Source organism: Tenacibaculum sp. 1B UA, from assembly GCF_033978845.1.
Taxonomy (GTDB): Bacteria; Bacteroidota; Bacteroidia; order Flavobacteriales; family Flavobacteriaceae; genus Polaribacter.
The window spans coordinates 1-21,565 of the sequence record NZ_JAKVUA010000016.1 but is presented as its reverse complement, the minus strand read 5'-3'; the positions used below and the strand labels follow the sequence as shown (position 1 = coordinate 21,565).

The window sequence follows — 21,565 nt, the reverse complement described above, 5'->3', positions numbered from 1 at the left end:
GAAAAATAGCCAAAAATCCCCTCAAAAAAATCATAAAAACCAAATAACACAACCATTTTAACATGATTCACGTATCTTTGAGCCATCAAAAAAGAATTGAGAATGTCTAAAACGATCTCTGGTTTTTCTAAACTTACCAAAGAAGAAAAAATAGACTGGTTGGCAAAAACTTACTTTAACAATCAACCAGAAATTACACAAACTATTAAGCAATATTGGAATGTAGATGATAAGCTACAACAATTGCATGATGATTTTATTGAAAATACAATTTCTAACTTTTATATGCCTTACGGTATTGCTCCTAATTTTATTATTAACGGACGCAGTTACGTAATACCAATGGTAGTTGAAGAAAGCTCTGTGGTTGCTGCTGCTTCTTTAGTTGCTAAATTTTGGAGTACTCGTGGTGGGTTTAAAACCGAGGTGATTTCTACTACCAAAATTGGTCAAGTGCATTTTATGTATGCTGGTAACAAAAAAGAGTTAGAAACCTATTTTAATCAACAAAAAACAGAATTATACGCAGCTACCGCATCCATTACCAAAAACATGGAAAAACGTGGTGGCGGAATATTAGATATTCAACTAGTTGATAAAACAGATAAGCTTGCAAATTACTATCAATTACATGTTACTTTTGAAACAAAAGATAGTATGGGAGCCAATTTCATCAACTCTTGTTTAGAAGCTATTGCAAGAACTTTTAGAAAAGACGATATTGAAATAGTTATGAGTATTCTTTCTAACTACGTTCCTGAATGTTTAGTTAGAGCGGAAGTAAGCTGTAAAGTAACCGAATTAGGCGGAAAGAATCCTGAGAAGTTTGCTCAAAATTTTGAACAGGCTGTTAAAATCGCAGAAGTAGAACCCTACCGTGCAGTTACGCACAACAAAGGTATTATGAACGGAATAGATGCTGTTGTATTGGCTACAGGTAACGATTTTAGAGCGATTGAAGCGGGTGCACATGCGTATGCATCAAAAGACGGACAATATAAAAGCCTAACTCACTGTGAAGTAAAAGACGGAATTTTTAAATTTTGGATTGAAATTCCTTTAGCGTTAGGAACTGTGGGTGGTTTAACTGCCTTACACCCAATGGCAAAATTATCGTTAGACATGATGCAAAAACCAAGCGCACGCATCTTAATGCAAATTATTGCTTCCGCTGGTTTAGCTCAGAATTTTGCTGCTTTACGTGCCTTAACTACTAAAGGAATTCAACATGGGCATATGAAAATGCACTTGATGAATATTTTAAATCAACACAAAGCTACTAATGAAGAAAAAGAAGTTGTAGCTACCTATTTTGAAGACAGAACAGCCTCACATAGTGCTGTGGTTGAAAAGCTCAACGAGTTACGTAAGCCCAAAGTACAATGGGTAGATTTTTTAAGTGAGGAAGGAGTACGTAGTACACTTGCTAATTTAAAAACTGATGCTAAACCTTTATTTGGAAAAATGAAAGGACAACACATGGTAGAGCATTTAAGCATAGTTACTCAAATTGCTAACGGAAATTGGAATGTTGATATTTATGTTCCAGACGATAAAGCGGCTCGAAGAAAGCCGTTTTTAAACTCTGATAGCGAATTACAAATCGGGTTTAAAGCTCCATTTTTATCTGAAGACCCAACTCCTTTGAAGTTTAATTCAATGGAAGAAGCTATTGATGATTTGATTGAGCAAGTGCAGCACTTCGAAAGTGTTTTTAATGAAAACCCAAACCGAACAGTTGTACATCCTTTTTTTGGAGAACTAGATTACGAATACTGGAAAAAGTTTCAAGTAAAACACTTTACACATCATTTTAAACAATTTGGATTGTGACTTCGACTACGCTCAGTCACGGGTTAACATCAAAATTATTAAATGCCTAAAGGTTTTGTTTACATACTAGAGTGCTCAGACGGAAGTTTCTATACCGGTAGTACTATTAATCTAGAAAAAAGACTTAGCGAACACCAAAATGGTGAAGGTGCTCGCCACACTCAAAAAAGATCACCTCTTAGCTTAGTTTATGTTGAAGAGTTCCTACAAATACATCAAGCTTTTTATAGAGAAAAACAAATTCAAGGTTGGTCTAGAGCTAAAAAGATAGCTTTAATCGATAATAATTATGAAATACTACCTAAACTTTCCGAATGTCAAAACGAAAGTCATTATAGAATTAAAAAAAGAAAAGGTTTAGTTTAAACATGGAAGAAGACACAAACCAATGGGTAGCTGAGCGTAGTCGAAGCTATTCTAACGGAAAATTATTACTCACTGGAGAATATGCTGTTTTAGATGGTGCAACATCGTTAGCTGTCCCAACTAAGTTTGGACAAGATTTAATCGTTGAACTTATCAAAGAACCACAACTTATCTGGGGAAGTTTTACGCATACTGGAGAATGTTGGTTCGAGGCTTCTTTTGATTTGCCAAAACTACGTTTAACCTCAGCAACGTTTAATTCTGACAAAGAAGGAAGTGCTGAACTTATTGCTGAGACTTTACGAGATATTTTAAAAGAAGCTAAACGTTTAAATCCAAAGTTTTTAAATACTGAACACGGTTTTGTTGTAAAAACGAATCTAACATTCCCTCAAAACTGGGGGTTAGGGAGTTCATCAACCTTAATTAACAATATTGCTACATGGGCAAATGTAAATCCGTTTACTTTGCTTTGGAACGCTTTTTCTGGGAGTGGTTACGATATTGCTTGTGCAAAACACAATACACCAATTTTATATCAATTAAAAGTGACTTCGCCTACGCTCCGTCACCAACCAATAGTCAAAGAAGTAAATTTAAATCCACGTTTTTCTGAAGAATTGTTTTTTGTGCATTTGAACCAAAAACAGAATAGCAGAGAAGGGATTGCTCACTATAAAAAACACAAAGAAGAAGGAAAAACATTAATTCCTGAGATTGACAATTTAACTCAAGAATTTTTAAAAGCTAACACTTCTAAAGATTTAGAAAAAATCATTATTGAGCATGAGCACATCATTAGTTCAATTATAAAACAAGACACTGTAAAACAACGATTATTTTCTGACTATTTTGGTGAAGTAAAAAGTTTAGGCGCTTGGGGTGGTGATTTTATTTTAGCTACAGGAAATGAAGATACTACAAGCTATTTTCAACAAAAAGGATTCAATACTATCCTCACCTATAAAGAAATGATTTTATAAAATTAAGTCTGTCACATCGAGTGAATTTATTGAAGAATGAAATAAATTTGTATCGAGATGATTTAAAAAAGGTTCTCGATACAATTTTCTACCGAAAATTACTCGAACTGACATAAAAAAGATGAAAAAAGTTATTATTATTGGTGGCGGAGCTGCAGGTTATTTTACAGCAATTAATGCAAAAGAACTTAATCCTGAATTGGACATTACTATTCTTGAGAAAGGAAAAGAGGTTTTACAAAAAGTAAAAATTTCTGGTGGAGGTCGTTGTAATGTTACGCATGCTTGTTTTGAACCCAAAGAACTAACAAAATTCTACCCAAGAGGGGAAAAAGAGTTATTGGGCCCTTTTCATAAATTCATGACGGGTGATACTTTTGAATGGTTTGAAAATCGCGGAGTTCCTTTAAAAATTGAAGAAGATAATCGAGTATTCCCAGAAGCTAATACATCACAAGCAATTATAGATTGTTTTCAAAATGCTGTTGATAACCTCGGAATCATAGTGTTAAAAAATCATGGTGTGAATTCTGTTTATCAACAAGATGAGAAATGGATTATCAACACAAAAAATCAAGATTTTGAAGCAGATTTCGTAGTGGTTGCTGCAGGAAGCAGTAAAAAAGTATGGGATTTATGTAAAACGCTAGATCATACAATTATAGAACCTGTTCCGTCTTTATTTACTTTTAATATTAAAGATAAACGAATTATTGATTTAGGTGGAATTTCTGTGCCAAATGCTGAAGTAACACTTGTTGGAACGAATTTAGAAAACTCTGGTCCGTTACTAATTACCCACTGGGGCTTGAGTGGTCCTGCTATTTTAAAATTATCCGCTTTTGGCGCTCGTATTTTAGCCGACAAAAACTATCAATACAACGTACTGGTAAATTGGCTAGGACAAGATACAAATTCTGTTTTCGAAGAGTTACAAGGACTAAAGAAATCACAAGCTAAAAAACAAGTTAGTTTAAAATCTCCTTTTAGTGATATTCCTCGCCGATTGTGGGAACGTTTGGTTACGGCTTCAGAAATAAAAAACAACCAAAATTGGGCAGATTTAAGCAACAAACAGCTTCAAAACTTAGCAAACGAGCTAAACAAGGGATTATTTAATGCAAATGGACGTACTACTTTTAAAGAAGAGTTTGTTACTGCTGGTGGTGTAGATTTAAAAGAAATTAACTTTAAACGTTTTGAAAGTAAAAAACATAAAAACTTGTTTTTTGTAGGTGAAGTATTAAATATTGATGCCGTTACTGGTGGCTTCAACTTTCAAAATGCTTGGACAGGTGGTTTTATTTGTGCAAATGCGATTGCTAAATAAAAAATCATTTCGAACAAAGTTTTAAAAGTTCTTCGTTCGAAATGACTTTACTTTTTTAGTCTTCGTCTTCTCCTTCTTCTTCGTAACAGTTAAAAATGATAGAATATCCGTACTCTACAGCTTCTTCATATAATTCTTTTTGTTCATCATCTTCTACATCATCCACAGAATCTAACGTAAAATATTCGTCTTCTATTTCAACTACTTTCCAGTCTTCATTTTTGATGTAAAATTTCGCTAATCGCATAGCTCCTTCAATATCTTTATAATCGATATATAAGCTTACGTAAGCTCCGATAACTTCATCGTAATGTTCAGAAGATTTTTTAGGTTTTGCTAAGGCATTAATTAAAAACATAGGTCTATTTTTTTTTACTGTTAATTAAGCTAATTCTCCTCTGTGAGGTTTTAATGCATCTCTAAATATTTTCATATATTCCTCATCAACCACAATATAGGCAATGGTGTGCATTTCGTTTAAAGATACAAAATTTACTTCATGGTAAGGCAAACTATCCATCTGAGCAAATTCTTTTAAATGTATGCAATGGTGTTTTGCTGTTTCCAATCCATCAGGACCTTTAAAATCCCAAATCAGTTTAATTTTTCTCATAGAACAAAAATACCTAATTAAAAATTCATTAGCACAAGTGTAAGCGAAATTCTATCTTTACGGCAAAATTTTTACACGTTGAATACATCAGATTTCTTATTTCTTTCTCAAGATAAAAAAGTAGATAGCCTAACCGTTACATGGCAAACACCTAGTAATATTGCTTTGGTAAAATATTGGGGGAAAAGTGAGCCTCAAATTCCTAAAAATGCCTCAATAAGTTTTACATTAAATAATTGTCATACAACTACAAAAATTGAATTCACAAAGACATTACCAAAAAACCAAGCAGAATTTGAGTTGTACTTTGAAGGAAAAAAGAAAGATGATTTTAAACCTAAAATAGCCAAGTTCTTTGAAAGAATTCAAAAATACTGTACCTATATTTTAGAGTATAACATGGTTATTTCCTCTGAAAACTCTTTTCCTCATAGTAGTGGTATTGCTTCTTCTGCAAGCGGGATGAGTGCTATCGCTATGTGTTTAATGAATTTAGAAAAAGAGTTAAACCCGAATTTAACTGATGAATATATTAACAAAAAGGCTTCTTTTTTAGCTCGTTTAGGATCAGGAAGCGCTAGTAGAAGTATTGAAGGACCTTTAGTTGTTTGGGGAAGTCATCCTGAAATTAAAGGAAGTTCAGATTTATTCGGTATAAAATTCCCATATAAAATTCATCCTATTTTTGAAAATTACCAAGACGCTATTTTGTTAGTAGACAAAGGAGAAAAACAAGTTTCGAGTACTGTTGGTCACAATTTAATGCACGATCATCCGTATGCTGAAAATCGTTTTACCCAAGCTAATGAAAACCTGGAAAAAATTTCAAAAATTCTTCAAAACGGAGACATCAAAGCATTTATCAACCTTGTTGAAAGCGAAGCTTTAACATTACATGCAATGATGCTAACAAGTAATCCATTTTTTATTTTAATGAAACCTAACACATTAGAAATTATCAATAAAATATGGGAATACAGACAAGAGAATGATAGCTATGTTTGCTTTACCTTAGATGCTGGCGCAAACGTACATGTATTATACCCTGAATCGGAAAAGACTGAAATTGAAGTGTTTATTAAGAATAATTTAGCTGCATACTGCCAAAAAAATCATTATATTTGTGATAGTGTGGGTTTTGGCGCGAGACCTATTTTAACCTAAATTCCCTACTATTATGAAAACTTCAACATTAATAATAGCCATTTTTATTGGCTTTATAACCAATTCAGTTATCGCACAAGATACTATTTGGTTCGATAAAAATTGGCACGAAACAGCAAAAGGAGAGCATGAATTTTATAGACCAGCTCCTAAAAGGATGAACGACGGATTTTGGATTGTAGATTACTACAAAGATGGACAGATTCAAATGGAAGGTTTTAGTACAGTGAACACTCCTAACGAAGAAGTCTTTGATGGTTTAGTACTATATTATCACGCAAATGGAAAGCCTTTTCACAGAGCTAATTACAAAAAAGGAAAACTTCACGGAATTCGAAAAGTATATTATGAATCTGGTGAGTTAAAAGAGGAAGGAAAGTATGAGGAAGGTGAAAGAGAAGGTGTATGGAAAACTTTTTACAAAAACGGTAAAATAGAAACAAAAGGTAAATACCGTAATAATGAAAAAGTTGGTGTTTGGAAAACTTTTTACAAAAACGTATACTAGTTTGTAAACTAGTGGTTTTACTCGTATGTTTGTATCGTAATTAAAACACCTATGAAAGGACCCTTATTTTACGCAAAAATATTACTCTTTGGTGAGTACGGAATTATTAAAGATTCTAAAGGATTAGCAATACCTTTTAGTTCTTATAAAGGAGCGTTAAAATCTGCACGAAATTTAACAGGAGAAGCCAAAAAATCAAATGAAAGTTTGGCTAATTTCTACACATATTTAGCTAACTTAAACTCTAATACAGTTTCTTTTGATTTAGATTCTTTGAAAAATGATATTGACGACGGAATGTATTTCGACTCTTCAATACCTCAAGGATATGGTGTAGGGAGTTCGGGTGCTTTAGTAGCTTCTATTTACGATAAGTATGCTAATAATAAAATTACAGTTTTAGAGAACTTAACAAGAGATAAACTTTTAACCTTAAAACAAGTTTTCTCTTTGATGGAATCTTTTTTCCACGGTAAAAGTTCTGGATTAGATCCTTTAAACTCTTATTTAAGTTTGCCTATTTTAATCAATTCAAAAGAGCATATTGAGCCTGCTGGGATTCCATCTCAAAAAGAAGGAAAAGGTGCTGTTTTCTTATTAGATTCTGAACAAATTGGTGAAACTGAACCTATGGTTAACATCTTTATGAACAAGATGAAAAATGAAGGTTTCCGTAAAATGGTTAGTGAAGAATTCGCAACACATACTGACGCTTGTATCGAAGATTTTTTACAAGGGAATGTTAAGTCGTTATTTGGTAACGTAAAAAAATTATCAAAAGTAGTTTTAGCCAACTTTAAACCTATGATTCCATCAGCTTTTCATAAAGTTTGGGAACAAGGCATACAAACCAACGACTATTACTTAAAACTTTGTGGTTCAGGTGGCGGAGGTTACATCTTGGGTTTTACTGAAGATTATGAAAAAGCAAAAAACAGTTTAAAAGATTACAAATTAGAATTGGTGTATCGCTTTTAAAATGCTACTATGAGTACATTTAAAAATAATACATTTTTCTTAAAAATATTTAGCCTTTTATCTGTTATAAGAGGTTACAACATTTTAGTATTAATAGCAGCCCAATATTTGGCTGCTATTTTTATTTTCTCTGATACGAAATCAGTTAAACCTGTAGTTTTTGACTGGCATTTACTCTATTTAGTTATTGCTACCGTTTGCGTAGTTGCTTCTGGGTATATTATCAATAATTTTTACGATAAAAAGGCCGACATTATTAACAGACCCATAAAAACAGGATTAGACTCTTACGTAAAACAAGAAACTAAACTAACTTTATATTTTACACTAAACTTTATTGGTTTTTTCTTCGGGTGGTTGGTATCATGGCGTGCAGCCTTATTTTTTTCAATATATATTTTTGGAATTTGGTTCTACTCTCATAAGCTAAAAAAACATCCGTTAATAGGCTTAATAACTGCCACAACATTAACCATACTTCCTTTTTTTGTGATATTTGTACACTACAAAAATTTTTCTAAAGTAATTTTTGTGCATGCTATATTTCTTTTTTTAGTCATTATGATTCGTGAACTCATGAAAGATTTAGAAAATATTAAAGGAGCTATTGTTAATAATTACACTACTTTTCCTGTAAAATATGGAGAACAGAACACCAAAAAACTAATTATTTTACTAATGGTATTGACTTTAGTTCCAATTGGAGTTTTATTTAATTATCCTGCTATTGAGTATATGAAGTACTATTTTTATTTAGCTGCTATTACCTTAATATTTGTTGGTTTTCACACATGGAAGTCAACAAAAAACAACCAATATCGATTAGCTCATAATATTTTAAAAGCATTATTATTAATAGGTGTTTTTAGCTTATTATTTATTGATAAATCTTTAATCGTAGATAAAGTAGTACAGGTTTTAGATTAAAAACCAAATAATTACTGTAACTTTGTCCACTTTTTAAAATTTAATTATGAATTCAAAAAACTCGTCGAGAGGACGACAAGCTGGACGCAACAGCAATCCTCAAGAAAAAAATCAATTCAAAAAAGATTTCAGAAAACCAAAAAGCAACAAACCTACTCAGAAAAAAACTGAAAGTACTGGAATCCGCTTAAACAAATTCATCTCTAACTCAGGAATTTGTTCTCGTAGAGAAGCAGATACTTACATTGAGCACGGAAGTGTTTCTGTTAACGGGGAATTAGTTACCGAAATGGGTTATAAAGTACAACCTGGTGATGAAGTTCGTTTTGACGGAACTTTAATTTCTATGGAGCAGAAGCGTTACGTTTTATTAAACAAACCTAAAAATTACATTACTACTATGGAAGATGACCGTGGTCGTAAAACTGTAATGGAACTAGTAGGAAACGCCACAAAAGAACGTATATATCCTGTTGGAAGATTAGACAGAAATACTACTGGATTATTATTATTTACTAACGATGGTGAGTTGGCAAAAAAATTAACGCACCCTAAACATAATGTTCGTAAATTATACCATGCTTCTTTAGATAAAAAATTAAGCATTGCTGATTTAGAAAAATTACGTGGTGATGTAATTATAGAAGGTAGAAAAGTATTTATTGATGCTGTTTCTTATGTTGAAGGCGAACGTAAAACTGAGGTTGGTATTGAGATTCACTCTGGTAGAAACCGTATTGTTCGTAAAATTTTTGAACACTTCGGATATACCGTTACAAAACTAGACAGAGTTATCTTTGCTGGTTTAACCAAAAAGAATTTACCTCGTGGTAGATGGCGTGAATTAACACAACAAGAAATTAACACATTACAAATGTTGTAAAATAAAAATCCCGAGTTTAACGCTCGGGATTTCTTTTTGATTATTTTTTTGGTTTTTTATGGTCTTCCTGTACCTCTTCATCTCGATATTTACAACATTCATGTAAATTGTCATAGGCTTCTTTAGTTGCTTTAAACTCTTTCGTATCATGCCCTACACCTGCCACACTTTTCTTAACCGTTTCTGCAGTTGTTTTACGTTCATCTATAATTAAGCTTAATTTATGAGTGTTTACATCCCATTTTGCAAATTTTACTCCTTTGGTTTTTAATGCTGCTTTTTCTATACGTTGTTTACACATCATACAAACACCGTCTACTTCAAAAGATACTTTTGCATTTTTTTTCTGAGCAAATGCTGATGTGCTTAATAATAAAACAACTGCTAATAATAATAATATATTTTTCATAAGTTCTTTGTTTTTATTTATTGAATTAATTAATCTATTTTAAATCGTAATCCTGCGTAGAAGTTACTTCCAAAAACTGGTGCATATATAATAGTGGTATCAAAATTTGCTCCAAAAGGGTTATCACTTCCCAGTATAGGATTTTTTTGTTTGTAATTTGTAATGTTTTCTGCTCCAGCATACATTTCAAACTTTTTTGAAAACACTTTTGTTATTTGAGTGTTTAACAAATTATAGCTATCTGAATATGTTGGCAACTGGTTGTTTGTATTAGGTAATCGTTGCTCTCCTATCCAGTTATAGGTTACATCAAACTTCCAACTGGCATCACTTTCCTCTTTTTTAGTTTCGTAAGATACATTGGCAAAAAAACGATGTTTTGCTTGTAAAGCTTTCGCTAAGTTTCCTGATTTATAATCTGTAGAAACATCGTAAAACTTATACGAGAATCGGGTATTGAAATATGGAATAATATTTTGATTCATTTCTATCTGGAAACTATTCGCTATGCTTTGTCCTTCTAAATTATAAAAAGAAATTTCTTGTGGATTCTCCCAATCGACTACTACTTGGTTTGAAAAGTTTGTTTGATAAAAATCAAATGTAACATCTCCTTTTCTTCCAAAGAATTTATATCCTTGTAAAAATGACACTCCATAATTCCAAGCCACTTCTGGATCTAAACCATAAATATTCCCTCCTGTATTTTCAATAGTAATTGCTCGTGATGAAGCAAAAAGTTGTTGATTCTCTGCAAAAATATTAGCGCTTCGTTTTCCTCTTCCTACAGAAGCTCTTAGCACTGCTCTTCCCCAAGGAACATAACGCATGTGCAATCTTGGTGTTACAAAAGTTCCTAATAGGTTATGATGATCTAATCGAACGCCTGCTGTAACACTTAAATTATCTGCATTATCATAAGCATATTCAAAAAAAGTTCCTACAGAGTTTTCTTTTCTATTAAAATTCGGAGACAACATCTCACTAATAAACTCTTCGTAGTTATCATAGGTAAAGCTAGCACCTGTTTTGAATTTGTTACGAGTATCTCCAATAATAGAGCTAAACATAAAACTGCTATAAAAACTTTGATGCTGAATATTGTAATCTCTCAATCCAAAATACGAATCTTGTTTGTGGCTACTATAGGCTGCTTGAAAGCCCATATTTTGAAATGGCATATCAGGAAATACATAACCTACTTTTACAGAAGTATCAAAACGTTTGGTTTTAATTTCGCTTCCCCAAACTGTACTTGAGCCTTTATCTACTTCTGGGTCAAAACCAACTTCTCCTACTTGTTTTGAATCGTCTAAATACCTAAAATTGATAAAACTTACCCAACCTTTTTCGGCATCGGTATATTGCCAACGATTCATCACATTAATTTGTTCTGCTAATGGGTTGTCTAAAAAGTTATCATTATTTTTATCAAACTTCTCTCCTCTATAATCTCCATGTACATACAAACCTGTTTGCCATTTTTCGCTCACTTTTTGGTTAAAATGCGTATTAAACTCTAATCTACCTCCTACTGCTCCATAAGCGTTAAGGTAAAATTTATGATTGGTTGATGGTTTTACTAACTCAGTATTTATTTGACCTGAAATACTCTCAAAACCATTTACAACACTTCCAGCACCTTTAGTTATTTGAATACTTTCTACCCAGGTTCCAGGTGTAAATGTTAATCCGAATGCTTGTGCAGCTCCTCTAATTGACGGAATATTTTCTTGGGTAATTAACAAATACGGACTTGTTAATCCTAACATTTGAATTTGTTTCGTTCCTGTTAACGCATCAGAAAAGTTAACGTCTATTGACGGATTGGTTTCAAAACTTTCTGACAGATTACAGCAAGCCGCTTTTAACAATTCATCACTATTAATAGTTACCAAGTTTTGTGTTTGTAAATACGAACGTTGAGTAGCATTTTTTTTAGCTGAAATAGCGACCTCTTCTAACGTATTACTTTCTGTTAAATAATGATTGATTGGCTTTGTACTACTAACAGTTATTGTGTCTGTTTTATATCCTACAAAGCTTATTATTAATTTTTTGTACTCCTTTTTATACGGAATACTAAACGTTCCTGTTTCATTAGTGGTTGTTCCTACACTTGTATTTAACCAATACACATTGGCTCCTAATATTTCTAAATTATTATTATCTTTTATCACTCCCTTTAACTCTTCTTGAGCAAAAAGTGATAGAGAAATCAGTAAAAAAATACTGATTATAAAGTTTTTTCTCATTGTTTATTTTATCATACTACATTATACAATTCTTATTTTTTTAAGTAAGAATTGTAAATCATATGATAAAGACTTCGTGAAGTACCTGTATATTAAAAAACAGTTTGGGTGGTATATAAAATTTATGTGGAACAAACTGTTTTTCTAAATCTTGAAATAACAGATTGTTAAAAACATATGACGTAACCGCTGTAGCAACCTTTATAAAAGTTATTTTTTCTACAGAAGATTTTTGAATTTGAGTTTGCCCTTTTATAAGCTCTACATCATCTTTACAACATGATGCTTCTATTGCTTTACTCTCACAACTATCCTCTTCTACATCATCACAGCTGACTACACTTCCTACATAAGAAACAGCTACTAAAAAATCACCACAAAAATGTTTTTCTACATTAAAAGAGAATGTAGATAGCAACACTGTTAGTGCTAAGGTTATAGCTGTTATTTTAGAAAAATATTTCTTCATGCCTTGCAAAGATACAAATTTTTAAAACTTTGTTTTTTACTAATCTTAGGCTTTTACTATTTTATCTCTTTACCATCCACCTATACGTTTACGTTCTGCTTGCTGTTCTGGTATGGCTTCGGGTGTTGATATTTTACTTGGATATAAAGGTTTAGGAAACCCTTCCGCCTTTCTACGTTCAAAATCTTGTTGACGATATGGATCAAAAGCATCTCCTGGAGGCAAAGGCCTATTTTTATCCATATACCAAATAGTAAATGTCCAATAGTTCTTTATATTGTATTCTGTTAGTAAACCTCCAACTTTACCTTTTTTTTTACTTGATTCGAAACCTAATAAGGCACTAATTACTCCTGGACTAGAATTTATATATTTTACTTTGGCATATCCTGTACTAAAAGGAATGCTTACAGCACTTCTAAAATTTCTAGGCATAACTATAACTCCATTTATCCTATCAAAAACTAAGTACTTAATAGGGGCTACAAAACCATAGATAATCGTTACAACTCCGGGAATCCCAAAAGTTATTAATATGATAGTTCTTGTCCAGAAATCATCAGAAATCAACCCAAAAAAAGACATCAAAATAAAAAAAACACCTATAATCCAAGACATCCAACCTCTTGCTGTTCTTTTTTCTTTGTAGAATAAATCAGTGGCTTCTTCTGTAAAATATTTATTGCTCTCTACGCTTTTTTGTGTTGTCTCTTGTGGTTTCTCTTTAATTATCTTTGATAAGTACTCCATTAAAACTGTTATTTATCTAAGTATAGTATTACCAACCACCAATACGTTTACGTTCTACTTGTTGTTCTTTTGTAGCCTCTGGTGTGGAAATTTTACTTGGATACAAAGGTTTAGGAAACCCTTCCGCCTTTCTACGTTCAAAATCTTGTTGACGATATGGATCAAAAGCATCTCCTGGAGGCAAAGGCCTATTTTTATCCATATACCAAATAGTAAATGCCCAATAGTTCTTTATGTTATATTCCGTTAATAAACCTCCAACTCTATCTTTACTTTTACTTGATACAAAAGCTAACATACCACTAATAACTCCTGGACTAGAATTTATATGCTTAACCCTTGCAAAACCAGAACTAAAAGGAATAGTTACTGTACTTCTAAAATTTCTAGGCATAACTATAACCCCATTCATCCTATCAAAGACTAAGTATTTAATAGGTGCAACAAAACCATAGATAACCGTTACAACTCCTGGGATTCCAAAAATCGTCAGTATTATAATTTTTGGCCAAAAATCGTCACTCTTAAAAAAGAAAGAAATTATTATTGGTACAATTATTAACACTATACCAATACCCCAAGACATCCAGCCTCTTGCTGTTCTTTTTTCTTTGTAAAACAAATCGTTGGCTTCCTCTATAAAATACTTATTACTTTCTACTGTTTCTTGCGTAATACCTTTCGGTTTCTCTTTAATTGTCTTTGATAAGTACTCCATTATCTTTTCCAAGTATTAGGGTTATACACTTCATCTTCAGTTCCAATTCTAATATTTGTTCCCCACACTTCATCTAAAACATCATTAATCCTATCCGCTATAATCATATCACCTGTAGGAGCTACCCAATCGGTAGCTGATAATTTATACCCCATATAACGGTCATTACCATTTTTATGTGGCCAATATTCATTTAACTGTTCGTTTATAATGGTTCTACTTATAAATACAAATTCTGAGCTTAAAGAAATTTTATTAAGAATAGCCTTGGATAAAGTATACGAAACTTCAAGCACATCTGCTCCATTATCATCTGAAGTAACTTCTACTTTATCAGCAATCAACATTTCATCTGAACTTGAAACTTCTTTAGTACCTTTTACAAAAAGTCTCATCGCAAAATCAAAGCTACTCTTATTGTATAAGAATTTACGTAAGTGTACTTTTAGAGTTACTTTTTTTACTTTTTTATACTTAACTCCCGCACTCAATTGAATTGCATCTCTTATATAATCTCCCCAAGATTTATCTGGTTTATCTTCGTAGAAAAATTGTGTAACATTTTCTTTTACACGATAGCTAATTAATAAATCATATAATAATTGTGAAGCCTTTTTAAAATCACGCCACTCTTTAAAATCGCTCTCCACCAGACGATCTCGTTCATTATATATTTGCTGTATATAAACAGAAGGAGCTTCATTTCCTGCAACTAATTGATGTTCGCTTCCTAATACATTATTTTTCAAAAACTTTTCTAGAGGTGTATCAGTAAAGTAAATAGCTAGTGCTACTCCTACCAACACTAAGACAAATAAAATAGCTAATGGCCAAAAAGTTAAAAAACCAAACGCAGCTCCAGTTGCAAAAGCAACAATACTATCTGCCAATAACACCGCACTTAATGCTCCAGTGATTGCCCATGTAAGTGAGGCATCATAATCTCGCGCTTGGTAGGTTTCTATACTATCCCATACACACATAGTAACACCTACACCAGACCCAACAAACCCTGTTATTTTAGATATGTTACCTATTGATCTCAAAGCACTTACACTCCCCCCTCCTTTATTTGCTAGCATTTTAGCCTCAGCATAACTGGTTGAAGCAGATATTAAACTTAACACTCCACCTGTAGTATCTATTCCATTTTTAATATTAGCTTGAGAACTTAATTTATTTACACTAACAGCAGTACTTATTACTTCTAAACCTGCCATAAAGGCTCTAAACTTAGGGTGTTCTAGAGCTTTCGTTATCCATTCACTAGCTTTATTACCCGCCCCTTTAATAGGAACTTCAAAACGTTTATTTGCTACAATTTCTTCTGGTGTTCCCTGTAACGCTGAAGCCTTTATCCTTATATGCCTATGTCCACTTCTATAATTTGCTAACTGATCTTCTTCTACCCATTTTGACATATTTAGAAAAAAACCTTTTTTTGAAATACTGTTTTCAAGCTCTTTTCTTTTTATCTGAATAACAACTTCATTTTCGTACTCAAAAGATTTTATATATCCTAAAACTACCTCAAAACTTGATTCTGAAGTTGCATATTTTGCATAACTCTCTGTTATACTTTTAAGAGTATCTATAAATTTTTTAGACAGCGAAAAACCTTTACTAACATCTAAAATTGTTTCCTGTAATTCTTCTAATTTAACTTTTTTACTTAATAACTTTGAAATTTCATCATCATCATTTTCCAACGTTTTAATATAAAAATCTTTCCAACTATCTTCTTTTCCTGTGTAATCTTTTTTTAGGTCTAAATGTCTATCTTTATCATGCGGATGTGCAGATAAGACCTCTAAATGAGAAGCTAGAATATAATTACCTTCAAATACTGCTTGATTCCCTCCTTCAGTATACAGTGGCAAGTAACATTTATAATAATCATTTGACAAAAAAGTTCCAAAGTCTCCTCTTATGTTTGAAATTACTTTTCGTAACTCTTTTCTTTCCTTAACAGCTAAAATTTTTAATAACTTGTCTTTATCTGTAGTTTCAGCATACTCTTCTTTCATTTTCTCATCATTATAGATAAGTTGATAGGTGGTTAATGCTGTTGAAAAGAGTCCACTTACTTGTTCTTCGTAATCAGAAAAAGTGCTAGATCTATTTTCTCCTTTTTCTATTCTAGTAAAAATGTCTTCTTTACTTTGTCCTGTTTGTATAGATTCAATAATCGCTTCATGTTTCTGATGTTTTGTAACAAGTACACTTCCAATATCATTAGCACAACCAATAGGGTCATTTAATGTAACAAACATATCTTCATAAAAGTCATTATTTCCTTCATCTGTTTGTTCTTTTTCATCAACATGAATTTCTCTTAAATCATCTCTAAACTCTCCACCTTGAAGATGATTTTTAAACGAAACTACTTTTACATCTTTATACGAAACTACTTCGTCTGACTCGGGGTTACATCCTACTTCAATGCCTACACAATTAATAGTTTGCATAAACTTTTGCTTCTTTTCATCACTACCGTTAACTTCATTAAAAAAAGCCTTGCTCCACTGAACTGGTGAATAAGCTATGTAATATTCTCCTGGAGTATTTATAGTAATAAAGGATCTAGCATTACCTGTAGCTTTTCTTATATCTCCATTATTATCTTTAGTCCAGACAATACCCTTTAATTTTCCTGATTCGTTTACTTGATACTCTTTATATTTATTATTATCACTCTTATTAATAATATAAATATATCCTAGTCTTAAAAATGTACGAGCTAAGTAAAAGTTTTCAATTTCTGGTATTTTATTATTAGCTACTTTTACCTCATCAACACTATACTTTTTCTTTCCTTCCAATATACCATCTATATCTATAGCAGTATCTTCGGTAGATTTTTTTTCAAAAAAACCATACCTAAAAAGGTGAAGTTTGATTCCTTTTTTCAAAGCTTCTTTTTTGGGACTTGCTACTGGTTCTGTAACTCCACCTCCTGTACATTCAAAAAAATATTCTGCAATTACTTCTTGATATTCCTTTTCTTGATATTCTACTAATAAATCGTCAGCCATTTTTTGTTTCTTTAATTTTTAGAAGATTCTTTTTCCTTTTCTGTAGCATCTTCAACCTCCCAAGTAACTTCTACTTTTTTATCTTGTACTGTTCCTGTTAATTCTACCACTTCTTCTTCATTTGTGGTTGTACTACCATTTTCATTGGTAGTTTCAACAGGTTTTTTCACCTTAAAAGTAATACTTTCACCGTCAGGTATATTGTACACATAAGCTCGTAGTGTTACTTCTTTTAATACTTTTGATTTACGTATTATATTCTTTTCTTTTAGCCATTGCAAGTTATAAATTCGTGGTTCTCCTTGCTCTTCTTCTTTTAACTTTTCTTGATTTTCTTCCGCTTCTTTTATTTTACTATTATGGGCTAATCTATCTACAATGCTAATTTTAGGAAACGGTATCTTGTTTACAGGCATATTAACTGAAGGAACTGGTGCAGCACTACCTACTATAATATTAGCTTCTCCTGCTGTTATTGTTCCTCCATGAGCTGTCAAGTCTCCCAAACATGCTACGGGTTTTCCGTTAATTAAAATATTAGGAAATCCTTGCGCTATGGTATCTGGTGGGCCTACACAGGTACATATACTACCTATAGTGGCCACAGGTTTTCCGTTGGCTAATACATTTGCTTCTCCTTGTGCAATAGGACCGCCCACATGAGGTACGGTTCCACTACACATAGGGCATACGTGCATGCTTCCTACTGTTGCAACTGGTCCTGGCATAATTATTATGTTTTAAAATTACATTATATCAAACTTACCACTTGCTCCTTGTACAACAGTCATCTGTCCTTGCACTTTGGTTTGTTGTCCTTTTAACTCGGCTGCTGCTTGCCCCTCAATTGTAGTATTTTGTCCTTTTATATCAGTATTACTACTTGCTTCTATAGTTATATTCGCACTACTTGTAATACTGGTATCTTTGTCAGCTTGTGCGTTAATTGCTCCTTTTGACAAAATTGAAGTATCTTTTTCTGATGCTGTTTTAATCTCTCCTTTTGCTTGTAGCTCAATGTTCTCTTCTGCAATTATTTTTACATTTTTTGCAGAAAACTCCATAGTTTCAGCAGACTGAACAAACAATGATTTTTCTTTAGTATCAAAGGTTATGATACTTCCATCTTTATCTTTTATAGTTATTTTCTCTTTATCTTTTGTGTCATCTAACTCAATAGTGTGTCCACCACGTGTAATAATACTCTTTCGTACATTTTCTTCATCTCCTCCTGCTCCATTTTTACCTGTAAACATGCTTCCCATTACAAAAGGACGGTTAGGATCGTTATGCTCAAAACCTACCATTACTTGGTCTCCTACTTCTGGTATGAAAACAAAACCTCTATTAGTTTTAGTAAGATCACTGCTTCCTGCATCAGGAGTCATTACACGAATAAAGTCTGTTTTTGCTCCAATAGCTTCTTGCCAGTAAAACTGGACTTGTACGCGTCCTTTACTTTCTGGGTCGTTATTACTTACCACCGTTGCTACTTGATTGTTAGCTACTGCTAGTGCTATGTTTTCGTTTAATGGTAAACTTTTTGTGTTTGCAGGGATAGCTTCAAAAGTATTAGAATATGCTCCTCCTACATCTGCAAAGTGGCTTATTTGAGTTATAATATATTCTCCATACTGTTTTACAGTATATTTTCCTTCGTCATACTTTGCTGCACTTACTTTTATTACGCTTCCTAAACTTAATCCTTTCGCTCCTCCACTTGCCTTAAGTACATTACCTCCTGCACTTAAACCTTGTAAACGTTTTTGTAAATACTCATCTAATGATGATTTGTCTTGTAAAAACACATCGCTTACTCCAAAGTCTTTTACTTCTTTATAAACTTGTTCTGATGCTTTAAGTGCTGTATTTGCTAAATCGTTTAGCCCTTCATTAGTTGCTTTTAAATCGCCTTCAAAGAATTGATCGTTTAACGAATCGTAACTGTAGGTTGCTAAAGTAGGATTGTACGTTTTCGTTTTTATTTGTAGTTCTTTTAAATCTTTACTGTATTCTAGCTCTATTGGCTTTTGACCTTCAGATTCGGGTTTTCCAAAAACAACATCTACTCCATCAAAATAAAACCATTCGTTATATTGATATGCTAATCTTTGCAGGTATTTGTAGTCACTCTCTGCGTATTGACATTGGTAAGGAATTACTGTAGTATATGCTGGATTAATCTTGTTTTTTATGGCGGTAGTATCCATGATCTCTGAAACAATACTTCCTAAGTCTTTTTCTAACCAAGATTTCTGTTGTTTTCCATTTTCTAGTAAAACTGTTTGAGACAATCCTTTTAGTATTAACTCGCCATGTAATCCTATTTCATTATGGCGCATTGATACGTCTAACACAACTCCTATAAAGGCTTTACCTGAGACATTCGTGGTAAGCTGTTTTCCTAACCATTCTTTTGATTTTTCTAAGGTGTAGCTTCCTGCTTCTTCTACAGTTTCTATATCTACCACTACTTCAAAAGTATGGTGCTGGTATAAGAATTGGTTTATTGTAATTGTTTTATAACTCTTTACAAAGTTACCATCTATGGTAATTTGTTTATCTAATGCTTCTTCTTTTATCTTATGCATGGGGTGTTTTTTCTTTGTTATAGTTAAAACTATCAACGCTTTTTTTGAAACAAAAAAAGACCTTCTTTCTTTTAAAAAAGAGAAGGTCTTTAGTAATAAATTATATAAAACTAAAAGTTATTTAGTCCTTCTCATTAAGCTACTGGCCAACGGTTATCTAAGTTAGCGTTACCAATAAGTAATTCTTCAGCTGAGAAAGTAACTGTTAATTTCATTGGAACTTCGTTGTTTACATCTAAATCTTCTTTGAAGTAAACGATGTAAGCGTTTTTAAATTCCACTTCTTTCATTTTTGAATCTTCATCTGTTTTCTTAAAAACAATTTTTCCGTCTACAGCTTTAAATTGGCTGTTTACCATTGCCTCAATTACAGAGGTATCTGATGTTGATTCGATAGTTAAAGTAACTCTTCCTCCATTTACACTTGAAGATGGTTTACCTTTTGTATCTGTGTTTCTGTTTAAGCTGTACTCAGCTTGTAATACGTCGAATTCTTTTCCTCCGAATTCGAAACTTGCTCTAAATGATCCCATAGTTTCTTTTTTTGGGTTAACTAATTAATTTAAAAATACTTTTTAGAGTTTTCTCAATAAAAAAAGAGAAAGCTTTAAACAATATAAAACCTTCTCTTTTTTTATTTCTTGGCGCCATTCTATAAAGAAGAAAGAAGATAACAAATATTGCCTTATCTGATGTAAATATATGTTATAGTTTTCTTACTTCCAAATTTTTATGTAAATAAATTGTTATCTTCTTTTTCAAAAAAACAACAGTCTTTCGTAAACAAAGACTAGTACTGGTTAAGTTGACTTTTACCTTCTTTTTATTAAGTCTTTGAAAAATGTTTTATTTTGAATCCCATATTTTCATATAAAGTAATGAGTTCATCTTTATCATTATAGTCTTTAATATCTTTTACTTTCCAACTAACTTTTTCTTTTGTATTCTCATCAATAAGACTAAATAAATACATCATTGCAATTTCTTCGAAGCCTTTGTCTTTTCCATTTCTATCTTGTAAAAAAACTTCTTTACTTCTAATTTTGTCCCACATTTTTACCCATAGTCCAGATTCTTTTACTAAAGGTGTGTTCATAGTATCGATGTCAAAAACTTCTATTTCATTTTCTTTAGAGTTTATAGTTACCAACACGGAAATACCTTTATTGGTTGTTTCTATTACACATTTTATTCCTTCACCTACTCGTTCGTCCAGTAAATACTTAACTTTTTTTAAACGGTTTCTTTCAAGTTCTATTCCTTGCTCTTTCTTTTTTAATTCTTTTATTTTTTTTCTAAATATCAGTTTAAAAATCATATATATAAATTTAATTAAAAACTGCTACTAACACGTTTATAGTTATAAGAAGAAAGAATTGTATTATACTTTTAAATTGGCTGCTACCATACTATAATTTTATAGTAGCTCTTTTTCTTCTTCAAAATATAAGAATGTTAGATTTATTCTTTTTTAGCAGTTACACAAAAGTAGTAAGTTTTTTATATTGACTGACAGTTATTACTAATAATATACTTGTTTAAAATTAAAGAGCGTTAAGGCTTCGCAACTAATTATAATAGTTCACTTCAGCAGTAGCTAATCTTGTAATATTATTACCTTAGATTTTTTAGATAACCAGAAGTGATTTTTATTCCATTGTAGGCTTCCCAAAAAATGTAGGCTTCCCCTTTTTAGGACACCTCTAATTTCGATAAATAATTATTATTTAGGTCAGATTTGATGAAGAATTTA

The 21,565-nt window shown here is 32.0% G+C and carries 21 protein-coding genes; 9 read left to right on the top strand and 12 right to left on the bottom strand.

Annotated elements, in window-relative coordinates:
• The first annotated feature begins 102 nt into the window (after positions 1-102).
• The 4 genes from MK851_RS12105 to MK851_RS12090 all read left to right on the top strand — a co-directional run bounded on the left by MK851_RS12105 (position 103) and on the right by MK851_RS12090 (position 4,512).
• Positions 103-1,833: a hydroxymethylglutaryl-CoA reductase, degradative gene (locus MK851_RS12105; protein ID WP_320244177.1), complete on the top strand. Its 1,731-nt coding sequence runs from the start codon at positions 103-105 to the stop codon at positions 1,831-1,833.
• A 42-nt stretch (positions 1,834-1,875) separates the two neighbouring features.
• Positions 1,876-2,199, top strand: coding sequence for a GIY-YIG nuclease family protein (locus MK851_RS12100; protein ID WP_303509478.1), 324 nt, complete (start codon positions 1,876-1,878; stop codon positions 2,197-2,199).
• Between the two features lie 2 nt (positions 2,200-2,201).
• Complete coding sequence (locus MK851_RS12095; RefSeq protein WP_303509480.1) at positions 2,202-3,182, top strand: GYDIA family GHMP kinase; 981 nt, start codon at positions 2,202-2,204, stop codon at positions 3,180-3,182.
• Between the two features lie 121 nt (positions 3,183-3,303).
• Positions 3,304-4,512, top strand: a complete 1,209-nt coding sequence (locus tag MK851_RS12090) for an NAD(P)/FAD-dependent oxidoreductase (RefSeq protein WP_320244176.1) — start codon at positions 3,304-3,306, stop codon at positions 4,510-4,512.
• Between the two features lie 55 nt (positions 4,513-4,567).
• Here MK851_RS12090 and MK851_RS12085 read toward each other — a convergent pair whose 3' ends face one another.
• Positions 4,568-4,870 (bottom strand): hypothetical protein, encoded by a 303-nt coding sequence (locus MK851_RS12085; RefSeq protein ID WP_115901716.1) that lies wholly within the window; start codon positions 4,868-4,870, stop codon positions 4,568-4,570.
• A 24-nt stretch (positions 4,871-4,894) separates the two neighbouring features.
• A complete protein-coding gene (locus tag MK851_RS12080; protein ID WP_303509484.1) occupies positions 4,895-5,125 on the bottom strand; it encodes a hypothetical protein in 231 nt (76 codons plus the stop codon).
• 78 nt (positions 5,126-5,203) lie between these two features.
• Between MK851_RS12080 and MK851_RS12075 the strand changes: the two genes are divergently transcribed.
• From MK851_RS12075 to MK851_RS12055, 5 genes are read left to right on the top strand one after another with little or no spacing between them, the layout of a single operon-like run.
• Positions 5,204-6,289 carry a diphosphomevalonate decarboxylase gene (locus tag MK851_RS12075; RefSeq protein ID WP_320244175.1) on the top strand — a complete coding sequence of 362 codons (1,086 nt, stop codon included), beginning with the start codon at positions 5,204-5,206 and terminating at the stop codon, positions 6,287-6,289.
• Between the two features lie 13 nt (positions 6,290-6,302).
• Positions 6,303-6,797 (top strand): hypothetical protein, encoded by a 495-nt coding sequence (locus tag MK851_RS12070; RefSeq protein WP_320244174.1) that lies wholly within the window; start codon positions 6,303-6,305, stop codon positions 6,795-6,797.
• Positions 6,798-6,848: 51 nt separating this feature from the next.
• Positions 6,849-7,775 carry a mevalonate kinase gene (locus tag MK851_RS12065; protein ID WP_320244173.1) on the top strand — a complete coding sequence of 309 codons (927 nt, stop codon included), beginning with the start codon at positions 6,849-6,851 and terminating at the stop codon, positions 7,773-7,775.
• Positions 7,776-7,784: 9 nt separating this feature from the next.
• On the top strand, positions 7,785-8,702 hold the full coding sequence (locus MK851_RS12060) for a geranylgeranylglycerol-phosphate geranylgeranyltransferase (protein ID WP_320244172.1): 918 nt from the start codon (positions 7,785-7,787) through the stop codon (positions 8,700-8,702).
• A 46-nt stretch (positions 8,703-8,748) separates the two neighbouring features.
• Positions 8,749-9,585 (top strand): pseudouridine synthase, encoded by an 837-nt coding sequence (locus MK851_RS12055; RefSeq protein ID WP_320244171.1) that lies wholly within the window; start codon positions 8,749-8,751, stop codon positions 9,583-9,585.
• Between the two features lie 40 nt (positions 9,586-9,625).
• On the opposite strand, the gene MK851_RS12050 is transcribed toward MK851_RS12055, so the two are convergent.
• From MK851_RS12050 to MK851_RS12005, 10 genes are all read right to left on the bottom strand, one after another.
• Complete coding sequence (locus tag MK851_RS12050; RefSeq protein WP_320244170.1) at positions 9,626-9,994, bottom strand: heavy-metal-associated domain-containing protein; 369 nt, start codon at positions 9,992-9,994, stop codon at positions 9,626-9,628.
• Positions 9,995-10,023: 29 nt separating this feature from the next.
• A complete protein-coding gene (locus tag MK851_RS12045; RefSeq protein ID WP_320244169.1) occupies positions 10,024-12,249 on the bottom strand; it encodes a TonB-dependent receptor in 2,226 nt (741 codons plus the stop codon).
• Positions 12,250-12,307: 58 nt separating this feature from the next.
• Positions 12,308-12,718, bottom strand: a complete 411-nt coding sequence (locus MK851_RS12040; RefSeq protein ID WP_320244168.1) for an HYC_CC_PP family protein — start codon at positions 12,716-12,718, stop codon at positions 12,308-12,310.
• 69 nt (positions 12,719-12,787) lie between these two features.
• Positions 12,788-13,468, bottom strand: coding sequence for a hypothetical protein (locus tag MK851_RS12035; protein WP_320244167.1), 681 nt, complete (start codon positions 13,466-13,468; stop codon positions 12,788-12,790).
• Between the two features lie 28 nt (positions 13,469-13,496).
• The gene (locus tag MK851_RS12030) at positions 13,497-14,186 is read right to left on the bottom strand and encodes a hypothetical protein (protein ID WP_320244166.1); all 690 of its coding nucleotides are present in this window, start codon (positions 14,184-14,186) and stop codon (positions 13,497-13,499) included.
• Complete coding sequence (locus MK851_RS12025) at positions 14,186-17,221, bottom strand: toxin VasX (protein WP_320244165.1); 3,036 nt, start codon at positions 17,219-17,221, stop codon at positions 14,186-14,188. The genes MK851_RS12030 and MK851_RS12025 overlap by 1 nt, the downstream gene beginning before the upstream one ends.
• An 11-nt stretch (positions 17,222-17,232) precedes the next feature.
• Positions 17,233-17,949, bottom strand: a complete 717-nt coding sequence (locus MK851_RS12020; protein ID WP_320244164.1) for a PAAR domain-containing protein — start codon at positions 17,947-17,949, stop codon at positions 17,233-17,235.
• Between the two features lie 18 nt (positions 17,950-17,967).
• Positions 17,968-19,812 (bottom strand): type VI secretion system Vgr family protein, encoded by a 1,845-nt coding sequence (locus MK851_RS12015; protein ID WP_320244163.1) that lies wholly within the window; start codon positions 19,810-19,812, stop codon positions 17,968-17,970.
• Positions 19,813-19,946: 134 nt separating this feature from the next.
• Positions 19,947-20,345 (bottom strand): type VI secretion system tube protein TssD, encoded by a 399-nt coding sequence (gene tssD / locus MK851_RS12010; RefSeq protein WP_115901738.1) that lies wholly within the window; start codon positions 20,343-20,345, stop codon positions 19,947-19,949.
• Positions 20,346-20,638: 293 nt separating this feature from the next.
• Positions 20,639-21,130, bottom strand: coding sequence for a hypothetical protein (locus MK851_RS12005; protein ID WP_303510441.1), 492 nt, complete (start codon positions 21,128-21,130; stop codon positions 20,639-20,641).
• Positions 21,131-21,565: the final 435 nt, after the last annotated feature.

Coding starts and splice junctions, on each gene's coding strand:
- MK851_RS12105 (WP_320244177.1), top strand. CDS start 103: ATGTCTAAAACGATCTCTGGTTTTTCTAAACTTACCAAAGAAGAAAAA.
- MK851_RS12100 (WP_303509478.1), top strand. CDS start 1,876: ATGCCTAAAGGTTTTGTTTACATACTAGAGTGCTCAGACGGAAGTTTC.
- MK851_RS12095 (WP_303509480.1), top strand. CDS start 2,202: ATGGAAGAAGACACAAACCAATGGGTAGCTGAGCGTAGTCGAAGCTAT.
- MK851_RS12090 (WP_320244176.1), top strand. CDS start 3,304: ATGAAAAAAGTTATTATTATTGGTGGCGGAGCTGCAGGTTATTTTACA.
- MK851_RS12085 (WP_115901716.1), bottom strand. CDS start 4,870: ATGTTTTTAATTAATGCCTTAGCAAAACCTAAAAAATCTTCTGAACAT.
- MK851_RS12080 (WP_303509484.1), bottom strand. CDS start 5,125: ATGAGAAAAATTAAACTGATTTGGGATTTTAAAGGTCCTGATGGATTG.
- MK851_RS12070 (WP_320244174.1), top strand. CDS start 6,303: ATGAAAACTTCAACATTAATAATAGCCATTTTTATTGGCTTTATAACC.
- MK851_RS12065 (WP_320244173.1), top strand. CDS start 6,849: ATGAAAGGACCCTTATTTTACGCAAAAATATTACTCTTTGGTGAGTAC.
- MK851_RS12060 (WP_320244172.1), top strand. CDS start 7,785: ATGAGTACATTTAAAAATAATACATTTTTCTTAAAAATATTTAGCCTT.
- MK851_RS12055 (WP_320244171.1), top strand. CDS start 8,749: ATGAATTCAAAAAACTCGTCGAGAGGACGACAAGCTGGACGCAACAGC.
- MK851_RS12050 (WP_320244170.1), bottom strand. CDS start 9,994: ATGAAAAATATATTATTATTATTAGCAGTTGTTTTATTATTAAGCACA.
- MK851_RS12045 (WP_320244169.1), bottom strand. CDS start 12,249: ATGAGAAAAAACTTTATAATCAGTATTTTTTTACTGATTTCTCTATCA.
- MK851_RS12040 (WP_320244168.1), bottom strand. CDS start 12,718: ATGAAGAAATATTTTTCTAAAATAACAGCTATAACCTTAGCACTAACA.
- MK851_RS12035 (WP_320244167.1), bottom strand. CDS start 13,468: ATGGAGTACTTATCAAAGATAATTAAAGAGAAACCACAAGAGACAACA.
- MK851_RS12030 (WP_320244166.1), bottom strand. CDS start 14,186: ATGGAGTACTTATCAAAGACAATTAAAGAGAAACCGAAAGGTATTACG.
- MK851_RS12025 (WP_320244165.1), bottom strand. CDS start 17,221: ATGGCTGACGATTTATTAGTAGAATATCAAGAAAAGGAATATCAAGAA.
- MK851_RS12020 (WP_320244164.1), bottom strand. CDS start 17,949: ATGCCAGGACCAGTTGCAACAGTAGGAAGCATGCACGTATGCCCTATG.
- MK851_RS12015 (WP_320244163.1), bottom strand. CDS start 19,812: ATGCATAAGATAAAAGAAGAAGCATTAGATAAACAAATTACCATAGAT.
- tssD (WP_115901738.1), bottom strand. CDS start 20,345: ATGGGATCATTTAGAGCAAGTTTCGAATTCGGAGGAAAAGAATTCGAC.
- MK851_RS12005 (WP_303510441.1), bottom strand. CDS start 21,130: ATGATTTTTAAACTGATATTTAGAAAAAAAATAAAAGAATTAAAAAAG.